Source organism: Massilia genomosp. 1, from assembly GCF_011682185.1.
Classification (GTDB): Bacteria; Pseudomonadota; Gammaproteobacteria; order Burkholderiales; family Burkholderiaceae_D; genus Telluria_A; species Telluria_A rubra.
In genome coordinates, this window is record NZ_WHJF01000702.1 from 1 (window position 1) to 214 (window position 214).

Consider the following 214-nt stretch of genomic DNA (forward strand, 5'->3'; position numbering starts at 1 on the left):
CGTGGCCGCAAGCCGGGCACGTCTGGCTGGTGTGCTGCGCTGGCACGGCCAGCAACATGCCGCCGTTCCACCCAAGCTTATAGCCAGGCTGGCGGCGAAACTCGCCCCATCCCTGATCGAGGATAGCTCGGTTCAGGCCCGACTTCTGGCTGACCTTCTTGCCCGGTTGTTCGACAGTACCTTTGGAAGACCTGGACATGTTCCGTACCTGCAA

Annotated in this window: 1 protein-coding gene; it reads right to left on the reverse strand. The window is 62.1% G+C overall.

Annotated features, from left to right (window positions below; genetic code table 11):
* A partial coding sequence (locus tag F1735_RS35335) for a zinc ribbon domain-containing protein (RefSeq protein WP_445081584.1) occupies nucleotides 1-214 on the reverse strand: 214 nt, incomplete at both ends.